The 17,934-nt window shown below is 42.7% G+C and carries 15 protein-coding genes; 9 read left to right on the top strand and 6 right to left on the bottom strand.

Features of this window, described 5'->3' with window-relative positions; genetic code table 11:
* Positions 1-90: 90 nt before the first annotated feature.
* On the top strand, positions 91-1,098 hold the full coding sequence (locus B3014_RS07190; RefSeq protein ID WP_289243338.1) for a hypothetical protein: 1,008 nt from the start codon (positions 91-93) through the stop codon (positions 1,096-1,098).
* Between the two features lie 66 nt (positions 1,099-1,164).
* Here the strand turns inward: B3014_RS07190 and B3014_RS07185 are convergent, their stop codons facing one another.
* A complete protein-coding gene (locus B3014_RS07185) occupies positions 1,165-1,647 on the bottom strand; it encodes an Hsp20 family protein (RefSeq protein WP_349675871.1) in 483 nt (160 codons plus the stop codon).
* Positions 1,648-2,416: 769 nt separating this feature from the next.
* Between B3014_RS07185 and B3014_RS07180 the strand changes: the two genes are divergently transcribed.
* Positions 2,417-3,034 carry a cold shock and DUF1294 domain-containing protein gene (locus B3014_RS07180; protein WP_289243337.1) on the top strand — a complete coding sequence of 206 codons (618 nt, stop codon included), beginning with the start codon at positions 2,417-2,419 and terminating at the stop codon, positions 3,032-3,034.
* 60 nt (positions 3,035-3,094) lie between these two features.
* Here B3014_RS07180 and hslO read toward each other — a convergent pair whose 3' ends face one another.
* Both hslO and htpG read right to left on the bottom strand, forming a co-directional pair.
* Positions 3,095-3,982, bottom strand: a complete 888-nt coding sequence (gene hslO / locus B3014_RS07175) for an Hsp33 family molecular chaperone HslO (RefSeq protein WP_289243336.1) — start codon at positions 3,980-3,982, stop codon at positions 3,095-3,097.
* Positions 3,983-4,124: 142 nt separating this feature from the next.
* Positions 4,125-6,032 carry a molecular chaperone HtpG gene (gene htpG, locus B3014_RS07170; protein WP_289243335.1) on the bottom strand — a complete coding sequence of 636 codons (1,908 nt, stop codon included), beginning with the start codon at positions 6,030-6,032 and terminating at the stop codon, positions 4,125-4,127.
* 187 nt (positions 6,033-6,219) lie between these two features.
* Here htpG and B3014_RS07165 point away from each other — a divergent pair, with 187 nt between their 5' ends.
* The 6 genes from B3014_RS07165 to B3014_RS07140 all read left to right on the top strand — a co-directional run bounded on the left by B3014_RS07165 (position 6,220) and on the right by B3014_RS07140 (position 12,062).
* The gene (locus tag B3014_RS07165; RefSeq protein ID WP_289243334.1) at positions 6,220-6,975 is read left to right on the top strand and encodes an endonuclease/exonuclease/phosphatase family protein; all 756 of its coding nucleotides are present in this window, start codon (positions 6,220-6,222) and stop codon (positions 6,973-6,975) included.
* Positions 6,976-6,993: 18 nt separating this feature from the next.
* Positions 6,994-7,389: a YkvA family protein gene (locus B3014_RS07160; protein WP_289243333.1), complete on the top strand. Its 396-nt coding sequence runs from the start codon at positions 6,994-6,996 to the stop codon at positions 7,387-7,389.
* 108 nt (positions 7,390-7,497) lie between these two features.
* A complete protein-coding gene (locus B3014_RS07155; protein WP_286304101.1) occupies positions 7,498-7,776 on the top strand; it encodes a YrhK family protein in 279 nt (92 codons plus the stop codon).
* 25 nt (positions 7,777-7,801) lie between these two features.
* The gene (gluQRS, locus tag B3014_RS07150; RefSeq protein WP_289243332.1) at positions 7,802-8,683 is read left to right on the top strand and encodes a tRNA glutamyl-Q(34) synthetase GluQRS; all 882 of its coding nucleotides are present in this window, start codon (positions 7,802-7,804) and stop codon (positions 8,681-8,683) included.
* A 101-nt stretch (positions 8,684-8,784) separates the two neighbouring features.
* Entirely contained in the window at positions 8,785-10,659 is a 1,875-nt protein-coding gene (locus tag B3014_RS07145) for a methyl-accepting chemotaxis protein (RefSeq protein WP_289243331.1), read from the top strand.
* 98 nt (positions 10,660-10,757) lie between these two features.
* The gene (locus B3014_RS07140; protein ID WP_289243330.1) at positions 10,758-12,062 is read left to right on the top strand and encodes a YbaY family lipoprotein; all 1,305 of its coding nucleotides are present in this window, start codon (positions 10,758-10,760) and stop codon (positions 12,060-12,062) included.
* Between the two features lie 12 nt (positions 12,063-12,074).
* Here the strand turns inward: B3014_RS07140 and B3014_RS07135 are convergent, their stop codons facing one another.
* Both B3014_RS07135 and B3014_RS07130 read right to left on the bottom strand, forming a co-directional pair.
* Positions 12,075-15,239 (bottom strand): efflux RND transporter permease subunit, encoded by a 3,165-nt coding sequence (locus tag B3014_RS07135; protein WP_289243329.1) that lies wholly within the window; start codon positions 15,237-15,239, stop codon positions 12,075-12,077.
* Positions 15,240-15,285: 46 nt separating this feature from the next.
* Positions 15,286-16,476 carry an efflux RND transporter periplasmic adaptor subunit gene (locus B3014_RS07130; RefSeq protein WP_289243328.1) on the bottom strand — a complete coding sequence of 397 codons (1,191 nt, stop codon included), beginning with the start codon at positions 16,474-16,476 and terminating at the stop codon, positions 15,286-15,288.
* A gap of 283 nt (positions 16,477-16,759) precedes the next feature.
* On the opposite strand from B3014_RS07130, the gene B3014_RS07125 reads away from it, so the two are divergent.
* Positions 16,760-17,407 (top strand): TetR/AcrR family transcriptional regulator, encoded by a 648-nt coding sequence (locus B3014_RS07125; RefSeq protein WP_289243327.1) that lies wholly within the window; start codon positions 16,760-16,762, stop codon positions 17,405-17,407.
* A gap of 2 nt (positions 17,408-17,409) precedes the next feature.
* Here B3014_RS07125 and thpR read toward each other — a convergent pair whose 3' ends face one another.
* Positions 17,410-17,925, bottom strand: coding sequence for an RNA 2',3'-cyclic phosphodiesterase (gene thpR, locus B3014_RS07120; protein WP_286304094.1), 516 nt, complete (start codon positions 17,923-17,925; stop codon positions 17,410-17,412).
* Between the last annotated feature and the right edge of the window lie 9 nt (positions 17,926-17,934).

Genomic DNA, 17,934 nt, shown 5'->3' with positions numbered 1-17,934 from the left:
TTTCTGAAAAGAGAAGCTTGAAAATAAAGAAACAAAATCAAACATTCTGACCAGATTAATTTTTCTGTTAGCTGCAAAAGGTGATTTTTGATGGTGTCATTTGTTATTAAAAAATCTGCAATTCCAATTGTTTGGATAGATACTTCAATAATAACGAATATGACCATTGCTAGAGTTAACCCTAAACAATTAGATCAACGTCAATTAAAACGTATTAGAACGCTTTATAACGATATTAAATTTGCTACTAGAGAAGGTAAAGTTATTTGTCCACTATCTAGTCAAGAGCAAGAGGTCTGGATTAACAGAGACGAGTGGATGAATACTATCCATGATCTTGGGTTAGGTATTACTTGTAACTGCAGCAAAAATATACAAGATGCTCAGATAAAAGCAGCAATGGAAGCCTATTCCTCGGGAAAAGAAAAAGTAATTCTATCCTATACGGATATGTTTGAGTCTGACCCAGTAGAAAAAACAAAAGAATTACAAAATCAGTCTCTTTTTGTAACTGTAAAACATGGTGTATTTAGAGGACAGGAATATCAAAAATCAAAAAAGACAGTACTGTTAAAAAAACTAAATAATCAGCGGCTCCGTAATGTTAAAAACAAAGTCAAATTCTCTGACCAATTAAAAAAAGAACAAACCGGAGAGCTTGAGGCACTAATTATATCTGCAAATAAAGTGTTGAAAGGTCAGACTAATAAAGATACTGATGGAGAAATAAGTGATTTGTTTGCCCAATATGAGCTAATAAAGCAAATTAAAGAATTGGCTCAGCTTAAAGGTATGAAAACTGACATTTCTGATTTAACTGATTTTTATAAGTCTGAATTTAATACATGCCTTCCTTATAACAACATAAGCGCACATATGTATGCAAAAATCATGGTAGATCCACAAGAAATCAAGTCTGGAGATCCTATGGATATAGAGCATGCATCGATGATGCTTCCTTACGTTGATTTATTTATTACTGATAAACATTGGAGAACCTTTTTAAATCAGCACAAGTTCGACGAAACTTATAAAACTAAAGTGTGTTACATAGGTGACACAGAAACAATATCCAGTTTTTTTAGTAAGTTAGAATAAAGCCGTAAGTCAACTTGATATTTTTTCAGATAAAATAAGGGTGCGCTTGCGCGCACCCCGGATGACTTAGGCTGCTTTAGAAGTGTCAGCGTTTTTATCTTCCACATCATGTTCCAAAGCTTTGTTAACCGTTTGGCTAATCGGAATCGATTTAGGCTTCATCGCTTCAGGAATTTCTTTCACAAGGCTGATAGTCAGTAAGCCGTTGGAAAGATCGGCGCCAGTCACTTCGACGTAATCAGCAAGATTGAACTTACGTTCAAATGAACGATAAGCAATGCCTTGATGGAGGTATTTACGCTCTTCTTTAGCCGCTTTTTCACCTCGTACAGTCAGCACACCATTTTCAACCTGAATATCAAGCTCCTCTTGGGTGAAGCCGGCAACGGCTAGCGTGATGGCATAGCGGTTGTCCTCGATGAGCTCAATATTGTAGGGAGGGTATCCACTGGAAGTGGAGTCTGCAGTAAGTGCATGGTTAATCAGTGATCCCAAACGATCAAAACCAACACTACTACGATAAAGAGGGGTTAGGTCAATTGCATTCATGGTATATCCTCCGTTAGAAGCAATATAAAACAAAAACAATCAATGGTGAGGGCCCCTTCATGACAACCTCTCACGTTATTTTTAATAAGGTTTGACTCAGCAGATTTCAAGTCGTTTTATGAAATTTTTTATCTGGACAATATGAAAATGGCAATGTACTTATCAGCACAAACGAGGATATGAAAAGCTTCCATTCTCCCGTTTATTGCCGCCAAAAATTAGGTTTGGTTGATGGATTAAGTGGTCGAGTGTCTGACCGAAGGGAGTTATCGACCACGCCATCAAACAAGGCTAATTTTTGGATCAAAGGCAATATCGGGTGCCCTTTTGTTTGGTTCGTTTATTTTGGGCATGCAAAATAAATGAACGCCTCGCGGCAGCGTGTGGTTTACAATCAAGAAACTATCCGTTGGCTTTCGTTCCTTACTCCAACCTATCGTACTAAAAGTGAGTTTACCAGCGTTGAATAAACAAACAATTATCGGGGTACTCTCTACTCTCATTGGAGTTGTAGCTGTGCTTTCTCAAGTTGGTATAGATGGACTGATGAATCTTTTCATTTTATTTTTTCTGTCAGTTCTTTCGACGTTTCTATGGGAAATGAAAATAAACAGTTGGAATAAATTCTATCTATTGAAGCTGCCCTTAAATCTATTGTTGAATATTTTTTGGCTGATTTTAGTTGTTAAATGGTGGACAACAAGGGATTTAATCAGAGAGATTAAATCAAGAGAATCAAAAAACTAATGAGAAGAAATCAAGGAAGAAAATGAAGTTTCAAGGCAAAATCTCAAACTGGAATGATGATAAAGGCTTTGGTTTTGTTGAACCCAATGGCGGTGGTGATCGCGCCTTTGTTCATATCAAAGCATTCAATCTCAGAACACGTCGGCCAATGTATGGTGACATTATCATCTATGAGTTAGTGCAAGATAAAGACAAGCGCTATCGAGCTGAAAATATTCGTTTTGCTCGTGATTCAAGACAAAAAAACAAACCACAAGCTAGCAAGAAAAACCGATCATTTGGAAGCATATTGATACTCTTGTTCAGTATTGGACTCGTGATATCAGTTTTAACAGGAAAAATGCCTTTCACCATAGCCATTGCTTATGTAGTGATGAGTATAATCACCTTTATTGCTTATGCTATTGATAAGTCGGCGGCTGAAAAAGGACGTTGGCGAACGCAAGAGAGCACATTACATCTCATGGCTTTAATCGGTGGCTGGCCCGGCGCTATTTTGGGCCAAATGACATTACGGCATAAGTCCAAAAAGAAAGCTTTTCGTATGGTCTTTTGGTTAACCGTCATCTTGAATGTTGCTGGTTTATTTTGGCTTCATACTTCATCAGGAAGCGTATTTTTACAGAGTCTAGGCGTGTAAACAAAAAAGGGAGTCAGCATCCGCTAACTCCCCCTCTTTTATTTCTACTAATTGTTATTGTTAATGCAAGGTATTTGGATCGCTTGCTGAAGCAACGGTGTCATTAAACAACTTGGCGACATCAACTTTATCGAAGGTGTAATGCTGATTACAGAACTCACAAGCGACTTCGATTTCACCTTCGGTAGCGATAATGTCATCGGCCTCTTCCTGCCCTAACATGGCAATGGTTTCTTCAACGCGCTGACGTGAGCAGGTGCAGGAAAAACGTAAATCTGTTGGCTCAAACAATCTGACTTGTTCTTCATGAAACAGGCGATGTAACAGCGTTTCTGACTCTAAGGTCAGCAATTCTTCATCGGTAATGGTGCCTGCCAGTTGGCTGATACGGAACCAGTCTTCCTGGGCATCTTCTCGTTGGTTTTCTTCGCTGGGTAATTGCTGTAAGAATAAGCCAGCCACATTATGTTCATTAGCTGAAAGCCAGATTTTGGTGGCTAATTGTTCTGAGTTTTCAAAATAGCTTTCCAGCGTTTCTGACAGATTGTCACCATGTAAACTAACCACGCCCTGGTAAGGTTGTTTTGCGCCTTCTTGTTCAATGGTGATGGCTAAGGTACCGCCACCCATCATGTCAGTCAGACTGGCATCATCGGCGATATCCCCATCCCACTGAGCCAGACCACGTAAGGTATTTTGGCTGGTGCATTCCACCATCATTAGAGAAACCGGACCTTCAGAACGCACTTGTAAAACCAGTCTGCCAGTAATTTTGACTGTGGCTGCTAACAATGCTGCCGCGCCCATCATTTCACCTAAGACATTGCGTAAGGCTTGAGGGTAGTCACGACGCTTTAGGACTTCTTGCCAACTTTCTTGCAAATTGACCCATTCACCACGAATCGCTGCATTATCAAAAATAAACCGTTGTAAACAATCTGATTTCACTGCTGTGATACCTATTTCTTTGAGTTTGGGAGTGAGCGTTTTTTAGCAAATCAGGAGATAAGAAATCACCACATTTCTTTCACCCAATAAAAAAGCCGGACAACTACTTGCCCGGCTATTCTATCGCATATGCGTGTTTTAACTAAGCAATCTTCAACAAAATTTCGTTGATACGTTTGACATAAGTGGCTGGGTCTTCCAGTTGTCCACCTTCTGCCAGTAGTGCCTGGTCAAACAGAATCGATGTCCAGTCGGTAAAGCGACTTTCATCTGATTCATCTTTCAGTTTTACCACCATTGGATGCTCAGGGTTCAGCTCCATAATCGGTTTAGTCCCTGCCACATCCTGGCCGGCCGCTTTTAACATACGCTCAAGATTCATACTCATATCGTAGTTATCGGCGACTAAACAGGCTGGAGAGTCTGTTAAACGATGCGTGATACGCACGTCTTTGACTTTGTCATCCAATGATTTTTTGACTCTTTCTACTAAGTCTTCGAAGTTTTTATCGGTTTCTTCCTGTGCTTTTTTCTCTTCTTCGTCTTCCAACTCACCTAAGTCTAAGTCACCTTTAGCGACAGATTGTAGGTGTTTATCATCAAACTCAGTCAGAGAATTTACTAGCCATTCATCGACACGGTCAGTCAGCAATAAGACTTCGATACCTTTCTTACGGAAGACTTCCAGGTGTGGGCTGTTTTTCGCCGCGGCATAGCTTTCTGCGGTGATGTAGTAAATCTTCTCTTGCTTGTCTTTCATCCGGCTGACGTAGTCTTCCAGAGACACGGTTTGGTCTGACGAGCCAGATTCTGTGGTAGCAAAACGGAACAGTTTTGCTAATGTTTCTTTGTTAGCAAAGTCTTCGCCTGGGCCTTCTTTTAAGACCTGACCAAACTCTTTCCAGAACTCAGCATATTGTTCAGGCTCATTTTTCGCCAGTTTACTGATTTCACTCAGCACTTTTTTTACTGATGCCGCACGAATGGTATCAATCGTTTTGCTGCTTTGCAGAATTTCACGTGATACATTCAGTGGTAAATCATTGGTATCAATCACACCACGAACGAAACGCAGATAACGTGGCATTAATTGTTCGCTGTCTTCCATGATAAAGACACGTTTTACATACAGCTTGATACCGTGCATGCGGTCGCGATCCCACATATCAAACGGCGCTTTAGATGGAATATACAGCAGAGAGGTATATTCAATATTGCCTTCGACTTTGTTGTGACTCCACAGCATGGGGTCTTGGTAGTCGTGGGCAATTTGTTTATAGAATTCTTTGTACTGATCTTCAGTGATGTCGTTTTTTGACAGGGTCCATAAAGCGGTGGCTTTATTGATGGTTTCATCACCTTTATCAGCTTCATCAATTTCGCCATTTTCATTTGGCAATGGCTCTTTTGCCATCAGAATCGGTAGATTGATGTGATCAGAGTATTTAGTGATGATGTTACGTAGGCGCCAACCATCAGCGAATTCTTCTTCGCCTTCACGTAAATGTAGGATGATTTCTGTACCGCGTTGAGGTTTTTCGATGGTTTCAATAGTGAACTCACCTTCGCCGGCCGATTCCCACTGCACGCCATGCTCAGCCGTCAAACCAGCACGACGTGTTTTCAATGTCACTTTGTCAGCCACAATAAAGGCAGAGTAGAAACCGACACCAAACTGGCCGATTAATTGTGAGTCTTTGGTTTGGTCACCGGTTAAGTTGTCAAAAAACTTACGTGTACCACTGCGTGCAATGGTACCGATGTTTTCGATTACTTCTTCACGTGTCATACCAATACCGTTATCACTGATCGTGACGGTATTTTTGTCTTTATCAAACTCAACACGAATCTTTAATTCCGCGTCATCTTCATAAAGTGCATCATCTGATAACGCTTCAAAACGTAATTTATCAGCTGCGTCAGCTGCGTTTGAAACTAATTCACGTAAAAAGATCTCTTTGTTGGAGTACAAAGAGTGAATCATCAGATTCAATAGTTGTTTGACTTCAGTTTGAAAACCTAGCGTTTCCTTATGTGCATCAACACTCATTGAAAAAATGCCTCCGTATGGCTATTTGTTTGAACATGGAAAGCAGATGGGGACGGCGCTTTTTAAAATCAAGAGCAAACCATCAATAACTGTGACTTGGATTTTTCTTTCAGGCCAACCATAATAGAGATTCATTTTCTCAAGCCGGATAGTGCTCGGTTGACACAAGTACATTGGATTTAAATACATGTCGAAAAACCAGCTCCGCATTCTGACCTACAATCTGCATAAAGGCTTTAACACCAGCAATCGCCAATTCACGTTGCATCCCATTCGAGATGCCTTGGTGGAGACCAATGCCGATATCATGCTATTGCAGGAAATTCAGGGCGAGCACAGCAAGCATGGTTTGATTCATGACACCTGGCCGGAAGGTCTGCATTCTGAATTTTTAGCCAAAGATGTCTGGCCGCATCATGCCTATGGCAAAAATGCGATTTACGAAGTGGGTCATCATGGCAATGCCATTCTGAGTAAATTCCCACTTGTCAGCTGGGAAAATATCAATGTGTCTCCTTTCACCTGGGCCAGCCGTAGCCTGTTGCATGGTGAAGTACAATTGCCCTGGTCAGACGATATTTTGCATATCATTTGTATACACCTTGGACTCACCGGCATTGAGCGACGCAAACAATTTAGTTTGTTGTGTGATCGCATTCAGGCACATGTACCGGACAGTGCACTACTGATTGTTGCTGGTGACTTTAATGATTGGACCGGGCAAGCTGAAAAACGTCTGGCACAGAGTTTACATCTAAAAGAAGCGTACCGCACTTTGCATAACCGTTATGCACGCACCTGGCCCTCATGGATGCCTATGTTAAAAATGGATCGCATTTATTATCGGGGCATGGAGCCAACGTTGTGCGGTAGACCACCTCATTCATCATGGAATCAGCTGTCTGATCATGCCCCGCTTATTGCTGCTTTTGATCTACCCTGACTACTCATAGCTCCGCGAATGAACATTTTTGGGCAGCTCAAAGATTGGGCAAAGGCACTAAAAACTCAAATATCGGCTTTATATATCGCCTATCAGCGCCCTGATGTACCACTCATCAGTAAAATGATTATTAGTCTTGTCATTGCTTATGCCGTTAGCCCAATCGATCTGATTCCGGACTTTATTCCTGTATTGGGATGGTTAGATGAACTGCTGCTGTTACCCATTGGCTGCTGGCTGGCTATCCAATTTATTTCTGATGAGGTTTGGTTCGATTGCAAGCTAAAAGCGAAGGAAAACCCTATTCAGCTTCCAGAAAACCGTTGGGTCATGTGGGCAATTATCTTGTTGTGGTGTGTGCTGACGGCTTGGCTTATTTATCTTATTTGGCTCACCTTCACAGGCAGTGTCTAAGCTCTGCTTACTTGCAGAGATAAAGTAATTTTCATTTAATGTACTGCTTTGAGTTACACAAGCCGTGTGTAATGTCATCTGAAAAGTCCGTCTATATCTGAGGTGAACATGTCTGAGTCAAAAAAACTCGATAGTCCATTAACATTCACAATAGGTCACGAACAATTACAGATTCGTCGACGCTATGAAGTGCTCAGTATTCTTAATGACTTTCTGATTGCTATCTGGTTTTTGATTGGTAGTATTTTATTTTTGTATCCCGTCTATGAAAAAACTGCGATATGGCTGTTTATTATTGGGAGTTTTCAATTTCTATTGCGTCCGACTTTACGTTTAGCCTCACATATTCACCTGCAACGTATACCTGAATCTGAGTGGCAAAAATAGTAATTCGACAATCATTACGATCATCATGACTGACTACATAGGACGCTATGCCCCCTCTCCTACCGGGCCATTACACTTTGGTTCACTGGTAACCGCTGTCGCAAGCTATCTTGATGCCAAAACGCAGTCTGGCAAGTGGTTATTACGCATGGAAGATCTGGATAAACCCAGAGAAATGCCAGGCGCAGCAGATGATATATTAAGCACGCTCGACGGTTATGGCTTTGAATGGGATGGTGAGGTCATATACCAAAGTGAACGCAGTGAGCTGTATCAATCCTATCTTGAAAAGCTAAAAGATAAACAATGTGTTTACCCCTGTAACTGTAGTCGTCGCGAAGTAGCAGATATTGCACACGCTGGCATAGAAGGCCCGGTTTACCCTGGCTCTTGCCGACATGGCCTATCATCAAATCGCACACAGATAGCCTGGCGGCTACGCGTGGATAGCGACAATCTGATGTTTAATGACCGAGTGTATGGTGATATTCAGCATCATTTACAAACAGATTTTGGTGACTTTGTTTTAAAACGTGCTGATGGTCTTTTTGCTTATCAACTGGCCGTGGTTGTTGATGATGCAGAACAAGGTATCAATCACATTGTTCGTGGTGCCGATTTATTAAACTCTACCAGCCGTCAGGTTTATCTACAGCAACAAATAGAGGCGATATCACCGAGCTATGCTCATATTCCTCTGGTAACAAATACGCATGGTGAGAAATTGAGCAAGCAAACTGCTGCGCCAGCTATCGCCATCCATGATGCCTCTGAACAACTCATTAATGCTCTTTTTTTCCTTGGCTTGGATGCGTCAGCCCTATCTTCAGCTATGCCGATAGCCCATGTCTGGCACTGGGCTTTAACGAATTGGCAACTCTGCCAAGTTAAGAAAAAAATCATATAAAAAAACAGTGAAAAAGGCTAAGGAAATGAAGTGTCTGACCGCTAAGTTGGTTAGCGTTGTCAATCAACATGACCTGTTCATGTTTTTTCAAGGAAAACCCCATGCTCAATCAACTCACTGTGAAAAAGAAACTCTTTGTATTGTCGGTCCTCGTTGGAATGACAATCTTACTGATGATTATCTTGGGCCAGATATTCCTGTCTAAAATTATTCGACTGGAAGAAGCTTCGATTCAGGCAGTGAAGCTAGAAACGAATATGCTGATGTTGCGCCGCCATGAGAAAGATTTTCTTAACCGACATGAGCTGAAATATCAAGATGAGTTCCATCAATCTCATCAGCTCTTCCTTACCAACCTCGATCAGCTTGGACAGCGTCTCGACGCACTGAATCAGTCACATGAATCAGAAAATCAACTTCATGATGTGCTTGTTAAATATGGTGATAAATTTGACCAAATAGTGAATATTGAACAAACCATTGGCTTAACACCGACTGATGGCCTTTATGGTAAGTTACGTAGTGCCGTGCATCAGGTTGAAGAAACCATCAACACATACGATGACGATAGTTTATTAGCTGCCATGTTAATGCTCAGAAGACATGAAAAAGACTTTATGCTTCGCTCTGATAAAAAATATGTCAGTAAATTTGAAGATGGGTTTATCGACTTCAATCGTCGTCTGGAAACCAGTTACCTGAGTAGTAGTGTAAAAAAACAAGTCCGTAGTGAAATAGAATCGTATCGTGCTGATTTTCTGTCTTTAGTGAAAGGCTACGAAACGCGTGGCATGAATGCTGAGTCAGGCTTACTGGGTGAGTTGCGTAGCACGATTCATCAAAGTGAAAGCGCACTTGATACGCTTGAGCAACATATCAATAATGAAATACCCACTGCTGTTAAAAATGCAAAAATTACTGTGTTTGTGATTGCTTTGACACTGGCTGCCCTGATTCTATGGCTCATCAGACTAATAAGCCAAAGTATTATTATTCCGCTTCATCAGCTTTCTGAAACCATGCAGGAAGTCGAAAAAAATCGTGATTTAAGTTTACGTGTTGATGATAGCGGCAAAGATGAAATTGCTGAAATGGCACGTTCATTCAATCTGATGACCGCATCCTTTCAAAAATTGATCCAACAAGTCATGACTTCTGCTCTCACTGTAAGTGCCGCAGCAGAAGAACTATCCGTGGTCGCTGAACAGACCAAAAAAGGTGTTATCAATCAACAAAGCAGTAGTGAACAAGTGGCCACGGCCATGAATGAAATGACGGCAACTGTTCAAGAAGTGGCTCGATACGCTGCAGAAGCGGCGAATTTATCTAAAAGCTCAGATAGTGAAACCAGTCAGGGTCAATTGTTAGTTAAAGACACCATCAGCTCTATCAAGCAGTTAGCCGACCAAAGCTCAACCAATGCCGATGCAATTAAAAACTTACAAGCTGAAAGTGAAAACATTGGCACGGTCCTGACCGTTATACAGGGTATTGCTGAACAAACTAATTTATTAGCCTTGAATGCCGCCATTGAAGCTGCCCGCGCCGGTGAATCTGGCCGAGGTTTTGCTGTTGTTGCTGATGAAGTCAGAACCCTTGCTCAACGTAGTAAAGAGTCTACTGAAGAAATTAAAACCATTATTGAACGTCTGCAAAATGAAGCAAATCAGTGTGTTGCTGCTACCTTGAAGGGTAAAGAGTATGTCGAAGCCACTGTCACCAAAGTGGGAGCGGCGGGTGAAAGCCTGACCACCATCTCTGAAAAAGTCCGCTCTATTATGGATATGAATACGCATATTGCCAGCGCAGCTGAAGAGCAAAGCGCTGTGGCTGAAGACATCAACCGCAATGTGAATCATATCGCCCAAGTAGCAGAAGAAAATGCAGAAAGCACTTCACAAACAACGGAAACCAGTCAGGGCCTTGCCGGATTAGCGGCAGACTTGCAAAAACTCATCACTCAGTTCAAAGTCTGAATCTAAGATACGTCATGGATGACGACTTGATGTGATAGCTTGGCTGTACAGGTTACATTTATGATGCATACTCAGGACTAGATTCAGGATGACATATTATGCCCTTGTACCGTTTGTTCATATTGGTGTTGATGAGTCTGATATTACTCGGATGTGATTCAGACTCTGCTCAACAAACACTCAAACAACAACAGCTCACGATCAGTGGCAAAATAAGCTATCGCGAACGTATCGCGTTACCCAAGCATTCCAAACTCATCATTAAACTCGAAAACATCACCAGCGCCCAAAAAAATGGGGAAGTGGTAGCTGAAAAAACTATCTCTCTCGGCAACCGCCAAGTGCCTATTGATTTTCAGCTGCAGGTGTTCAAAGACCAACTCAATGCTGATGAAAATTATGCACTTCGTGCTTCTATTCAGAATAAAGAAGGGGAATTAATCTGGACCACAGATGAGCTGAATCTGATTCCCACTGACACGCATGAAGTATCACTGGGTGTGCTCAATTTGATCTCTTTCCAGCCACCTGAACATCAAAACAGTCATACGGTCATGTTTCAATGTGGCGAGCAGCAGATCACCACCGTTATTGAGAATGAATCCATGCAGCTCAAAATGAATGATGATTTGTATATGCTGTTTCAAGTACCCAGTGCCTCAGGAAGCAAGTACCAGTCTAAAGATAAATTGGTCAACTTCTGGAATAAAGGCCATCAGGGCATTTTGACGATTGCTGATATGAGTTGGAGTCACTGCACTGCTGTGAACCAGGATCAAGTCGAACAACTCCCATTTCGCGCTCAGGGACACGAACCAGAATGGTCTCTTTCAGCCACATACGACCAGGTCATCATGACATGGGATGGTGGACAGAAACAGAGCGTCCTCGGCGAAACTGAATTGCATATTTACCATGCTGGTTTTGAATTGAAAGCCTATTCAGACACTCGTTATATCAAAGTTGAAACCTTAGCAACGCTATGCCGTGACGATATGTCGGGATTACCCTACCCGTATCAGGTCAATGTCCGTTTAGATAATCTCGATTTTCAGGGATGTGGAGGGCACAGCCGTGACTTATTGGTTGGACAGGAGTGGATTGTTCAGGATATCAATCAGCAAGGCATTATTGATTTTTCACGTCTGACCATGACCTTCGATGATCAAGGCCGCTTATCAGGCTTTACCTCTTGTAATCAGTACAGCACAGCTTATGAGTTCAATGAACGGCTGGACGTTGCTTCTGCCATCACTACGCAGAAAGTCTGTCCAGTGGCCATCATGAATCAGGAAAAGGTATTTTTGACGACCTTAGCCGATGTTGAGTCGCTGGATATCAGCATTAATGGTGCACTAGTCTTGAAAACAGCAGACGGGCGGACGATTACCGCCCGTCGCTGATAAAGCCGGGCTTTATTTCATTACCACATGATTGTGACTATGGTAACGGCGTTTACCTTCCAGTTTTCTTAACATCACATAGAAAACCGGGGTAAAGAACAAGCCGAAGAATGTGACCCCGAGCATGCCTGAGAATACAGTGACACCAATATCATTACGCATTTCGGAACCGGCACCGGTAGATAAAACCATCGGTACCACGCCCATAATGAAGGCGAATGATGTCATTAAAATTGGTCTTAAACGCATACGGCTGGCTTTGATAGCCGCTTTTACCGTTTCCATGCCATCGATTTCAAGCTCTCGGGCAAACTCAACAATCAATATGGCATTTTTACTGGCCAGCCCCGCCAACACAAAGAAACTGATCTGGGTGAAGATATTACTATCCCCATCGGTTAACCAGACACCCGTTACTGCAGCCAGAATCGATAATGGCACAATGGTGATAACGACCAATGGCAAGATTAAACTCTCATATTGTGCCGCTAAAACTAAGAACACCAGTAACAAACACAATGGGAAAATAAATAAGGCAGTATTCCCACTAATGACTTGTTGATAGGTTAAGTCAGTCCATTCAAACTCCATGCCTGAAGGTAGGGTTTTCTCCAGAATTTCGCTAATGGCATCCTGTGCTTGTCCACTGGAATAGCCAGGCGCCGCATTACCATTTAAATCTGCCGCGAGATAACCATTGTAGTGAGCGGCACTTTCCGGCCCATAACTCTCTTTCATCTCAAGCACGCTTCCTAATGGCACCATATCACCATTGCTATTACGTACTTTTAAATTCAACGCATCATCGGGCGCATTACGATAATCTGAATCAGCCTGAGCAATAACCTGATAGGTACGACCAAACTGGTTAAAGTCATTGATATAAAGCGACCCCAGATAAATCTGCATGGTGTCAAAAATATCTTTGATGTTTAAGCCGAGCTGTTTCGCTTTTGTTCTGTCCAAATCAGCATAAAGCTGTGGCACATTGATTTTATAGTTTGAGTACACACTGGTCAGCGCCGGACTCTGCCAGGCTTGACCTTGGACTTGCCCAACGACTTCAGCCAGTTTCTCATAGCCCAAATCAGCACGATCCTCAATCTGTAGCTTGAAGCCACCCGTCGTCCCTAGACCACGTACAGGTGGTGGTGGGAATATGGCGATAAAGGCCTCTTCCACCTGCGCATATTTTGCCTGCAAGCGGCCTGCAATCGCAGCAGCAGATAAATCAGGTGAATGCCGTTTATCAAATGACTCCAATGTCACAAACACAATCCCAGCACTTGGACTATTGGTAAAACCATTTACCGAAAGCCCAGGAAACTGAACGGCGCTCTGTACGCCTGGTTCTTCCAGTGCCAGTCGTCCCATCTCCTTGATCACTTCCTGAGTACGAGCTAAAGAAGCGCCATCGGGCAGCTGGGCAAAACTGATTAAATATTGCTTATCCTGTGCAGGGACAAAGCCTTTGGGTAAACCATTTAGTCCGTAAACTGTCATCCCCAACAGGATGATATACAAAAATGACATTAAGACTTTATGTTTAAGCAGGCCACCAACTGAGCTCGAGTAGCCATTCGACGCTTTTTTAAAGGTCTTATTAAAGATATTAAAGAACCAGCCAAACAGAAAATCCATTATTCGTGTCAGCTTATCTTTCGGTGCATCATGCCCTTTCAGTAACAGTGCCGATAATGCCGGGCTCAATGTTAAAGAGTTAACAGCAGAAATGACGGTTGAAATAGCGATCGTTAAAGCGAACTGCTGATAAAACTGCCCGGTTAAACCACTGACAAAAGCGATTGGCACGAACACGGCCACCAAGGTCAGGGATATCGCTACAATCGGCCCGCTGACCTCGCGCATAGCCTGATAACTGGCTTCTAACGGTGACAAGCCATTTTCAATGTTCCGCTCCACGTTTTCCACTACCACGATGGCGTCATCCACCACGATACCAATCGCTAGAACCAGTCCAAATAAAGACAACGTATTAATTGAAAAACCAAACACATGCATTAAGGCAAATGTGCCGATAATCGATACCGGTACAGCCAACAGCGGAATTAAAGATGCACGCCAGGTCTGTAAGAACACCACCACCACGATAACAACTAAAACAAGCGCTTCCAATAAGGTTTTAATAACCGCCTTAATCGAATCACGAACAAACACTGTCGGGTCATAGACAACGCTGTAATCAACACCTTCCGGGAAGTTATTTTTTAACTTCGCCATGGTGCTGCGAATATTATCAGAGATATTAATCGCGTTTGCGCCAGGTGATTGGAAAATAGGAATCGCGACGGCAGGTTGGTTATCCAGCATTGAATTCAGGCTGAATTCAGCCGCTTGCAGCTCCACTCGCGCGACATCTTTTAAACGCGTCACCTGACCATCGCTACCCGCTCGGATAATAATATTTTCGAATTCTTCAGGTGACTCCAGCCGGCCTTTGGCATTGATAGGCAATTGCACATCAACCGGCTCCGTCATCGGTGAACCACCAATGATACCTGCTGCAACCTGAACGTTTTGTTCTCTGATCGCAGCAATCACATCCATGGCTGTCAGACCACGTTCGGCCACTTTTTCAGGATTAAGCCAGATACGCATCGCGTAGTCACCTGAACCAAACAGACGTACCTGCCCCACACCTTCTACTTTGGCTAATTCATCTTTGACATGTAGCACGGCATAGTTACGCAGATATAACTCATCATACTGCTTATCTGGAGAAGTTAAATGCACCACCATCGTCAGGTCAGGTGCACTTTTCACTACCGTTACACCAAGCTGACGCGTGACTTCGGGCAGCCTTGGTGTTGCCTGAGTGACGCGGTTTTGCACCATCTGTTGAGCAAGATCAGGATCGGTACCAATTTTGAACGTGACCGTGAGTGTCATACGACCATCTGAGGTAGCCTGAGAAAACATATAAATCATGTTTTCTACACCACTCAGCTGTTCTTCCAATGGACGAGCCACGGTTTCAGCGATGACTTTTGGGTTAGCACCTGGGAACTGAGCATTAACGACAACAGATGGCGGTGAGACTTCCGGATATTCTGATATCGGTAACTGAAACATTGACAGTAAACCGGCAATAAAAATAAGAATGGATAAAACACCCGCGAAAATGGGTCTGTCCACAAAAAACTTTGAGATATTCATCGCGTTCCTTCGTTACGCTACAAAGCGATTTAACTGATTGCCATCATTATTCTGTCGTGGCGGGTTCATCTGTTTCAGCCACTGATTTAGGCGACACCACCATATTCGCACGGATATGAGACAAGCCATTCACTACGACTCGGTCACCCGTGTTTAATCCAGATAAAACCAGACGTTTACCTTGATGATGTCCGCCTAACTGTACTTCCTTATACACAGCCTGATTTTCAGCGTTGATAACAAAAACAAACTTCTTATCTTGGTTAGTGCCAATAGCCCGATTTGGGATCAATAAAGCCTGTTGTTTCTCAGCAGCCCCGACTCTGACATTGGCGTACATTCCAGGTGTTAATGCCCCATCTTTGTTATCAAAAATGGCGCGTGCTCGGATAGTGCCGCTAGCAATATCTAACTGGTTATCTAAAGAATGGATTTCACCGTGATAGACCACACTTTCATCTGCTGCCAATGTCATATCGACTGGCATTTTCTGCTCGGCATGATTATTTCTCATCATTTTGATATAGGTTTGCTCATCTATATCAAACTCAGCATAAAAACGATCATTCGCCACGAGAGTGGTTAATACAGGCGCACTTGGTGTAGTTTCAATAATGTTACCTACCGTTAATTCTGCGCGGCTGACTCGCCCGGCAAAAGGAGCGCGGATATAACAATAGTTCAGATTAAGCTTTGCTTGTGAGACAGCACTTTCGGCTTCACGTATGGCAGCCACAGAGACCTGATTCTCATTTTTTGCTGCGTCAAACACGCTGTCTGAGACTAATTTATCTTTAACTAATCTTTCCGCACGGACTAACTCATCTTTCGCTAATGTCGCTCTTGATTTAGCTGATGCCAGTTGTGCCTCAGCGCTGGCTAAAGCGGCTTTGTATGGACGTGGGTCGATAACAAACAGCAGTTCATTCTTCTCCACTAATTGACCATCATCAAACAAGACTTTTTGAAGTTCGCCACCAACCAAAGGTTTGATATCCGCTTTATCTACCGCACTGAGACGACCTGAGAAGCGAGTCCAGATACGGACTTCTTCCGGTTGAAGTGTAATGACCTCTGCGACAGGTGGCGGCGGCGTGTTGGGCGCTGCTGCTTGAGCCGGCTCTTCACCTTCATTTGCATAAGACATATACGCTGCGCCAGCAGCAATACAAACAAAAATAAACAGAATCAGCTTTAACCAGCCACGGTTTTGATGATTTGATGATAATTCAGACATGAAAATCTCCGTGAGCCAGACAGCTCTGGCAGGTCCCTATAAAAACTATCCTTGGCAGGATAAATCGCAATAGAATACATACCGACCGGTATGCTAGTCAATATGGCTGATAAAAATAGTCAACTTTTCACTAAGTTTTATATAAAACAACCATATACCCCTTAAAAAGGTAGATGTAATATGTCTGATGACAAAAACAGGAGGGATTTATTCAGCCATTTTTCTTGTCACACAAACCAAGCGGTATTTATACTATCCAATTAAACGAACGGTTTATACATATATGTCTGTTACAGAGACTCGAGAAAGACTATTAGCCACAGCACTGGAGCTGATCTGGCAAAGCAATTATAACTGCGTGGGCGTCAATCATATCTGTCGTCAGGCAGGCGTCACTAAAGGTGCGTTCTATCACCACTTCGAGTCTAAAGCCTCTTTGTTTTGTGAAGCAGCGAGTTATTACTGGCAAGTGATAAGAGCTGATCTGGACTCGGTTTTTTCGCCGCTACACACCCCACTTCAACAACTCGAAAATCTCATCGAATTCGTTTTTAAATCTAAAATCAATACCCCAAACAAACGCATACCAGGCTGCCCATTTTTTAATGCGGGCGCTCAAATTGGTACAGATGATGAAATGGTGTTAGAGGCGTTACGCTCTCTATCACAAACCGCTATTAACTATGATATTGCACTTGTTAGAGCACTGGACTCTGCGGGTTATTTACACTATAAAACAGAACCAGAAAGCTTAGGCCGGATGATGTATAACTACATTCACGGTGTGATGAGTTTTTCTCATCTTCAGCCTGATATCTCGACCGTGAGAAAAGATCTGCCTGAGGGCTTGTATCGTTTACTTGGGGTGAAAGAAGAATTCTGGTTTGCTGAATCGGCTACCTGGCAATCTGAGCCGACATTAAGTAAATAAAATTATCCCTCACGAAGTGGCCAACTCTCTATAACCTGATACTGGATACCATCTTCAGTGGATATAGACTCAACCAGTGCAAAAGATTCAGCTGCTAATGACACGGGTTTAAATGTGATGCGAGGCCGTTTTTTTGCTTTTCTTGCTAGCGTGATGTGGGCACGAAATGGACGAGCTTCCTGTCTTATAGGTAGATCTGCCATCATCAGATTTAATGCATTCACCAAGTTATATAAAGACATGGGTTGTCTTTGACAGGTCAGGCACAATACTTTTGGTTTCGGCCAATAATCCAGCTCGTTAAACTCAAGTGATATTGGCGTTACTCGAATATTTTTGGCTCGCTCAAGCAAAATGGTGACAAGTCGTTCTTCGACATTGCCAATAAAAAACAATGTCATGTGAAAATTACTTGGCTTTAATTTTCTCAACCCAAGCTGATCACACTGTTGAGATAACAACTTGAGTCTCGTTCTGGTGAGCTCATCTGGCCATAATGCAAAAAATAAACGTCGCACTATTGTTCA

It is taken from the genome of Methylophaga sp. UBA678, assembly GCF_002299105.1.
GTDB classification, from domain to species: Bacteria; Pseudomonadota; Gammaproteobacteria; order Nitrosococcales; family Methylophagaceae; genus Methylophaga; species Methylophaga marina.
Note: the sequence above shows the minus strand (reverse complement) of the source record. Positions and strands in the feature narration are given on the sequence as shown.

Coding starts and splice junctions, on each gene's coding strand:
- B3014_RS07190 (WP_289243338.1), top strand. CDS start 91: ATGGTGTCATTTGTTATTAAAAAATCTGCAATTCCAATTGTTTGGATA.
- B3014_RS07125 (WP_289243327.1), top strand. CDS start 16,760: ATGTCTGTTACAGAGACTCGAGAAAGACTATTAGCCACAGCACTGGAG.
- B3014_RS07155 (WP_286304101.1), top strand. CDS start 7,498: ATGTCTGAGTCAAAAAAACTCGATAGTCCATTAACATTCACAATAGGT.
- B3014_RS07160 (WP_289243333.1), top strand. CDS start 6,994: ATGAACATTTTTGGGCAGCTCAAAGATTGGGCAAAGGCACTAAAAACT.
- B3014_RS07140 (WP_289243330.1), top strand. CDS start 10,758: ATGCCCTTGTACCGTTTGTTCATATTGGTGTTGATGAGTCTGATATTA.
- B3014_RS07130 (WP_289243328.1), bottom strand. CDS start 16,476: ATGTCTGAATTATCATCAAATCATCAAAACCGTGGCTGGTTAAAGCTG.
- B3014_RS07165 (WP_289243334.1), top strand. CDS start 6,220: ATGTCGAAAAACCAGCTCCGCATTCTGACCTACAATCTGCATAAAGGC.
- B3014_RS07145 (WP_289243331.1), top strand. CDS start 8,785: ATGCTCAATCAACTCACTGTGAAAAAGAAACTCTTTGTATTGTCGGTC.
- htpG (WP_289243335.1), bottom strand. CDS start 6,032: ATGAGTGTTGATGCACATAAGGAAACGCTAGGTTTTCAAACTGAAGTC.
- B3014_RS07135 (WP_289243329.1), bottom strand. CDS start 15,239: ATGAATATCTCAAAGTTTTTTGTGGACAGACCCATTTTCGCGGGTGTT.
- B3014_RS07180 (WP_289243337.1), top strand. CDS start 2,417: ATGAAGTTTCAAGGCAAAATCTCAAACTGGAATGATGATAAAGGCTTT.
- B3014_RS07185 (WP_349675871.1), bottom strand. CDS start 1,647: ATGAATGCAATTGACCTAACCCCTCTTTATCGTAGTAGTGTTGGTTTT.
- gluQRS (WP_289243332.1), top strand. CDS start 7,802: ATGACTGACTACATAGGACGCTATGCCCCCTCTCCTACCGGGCCATTA.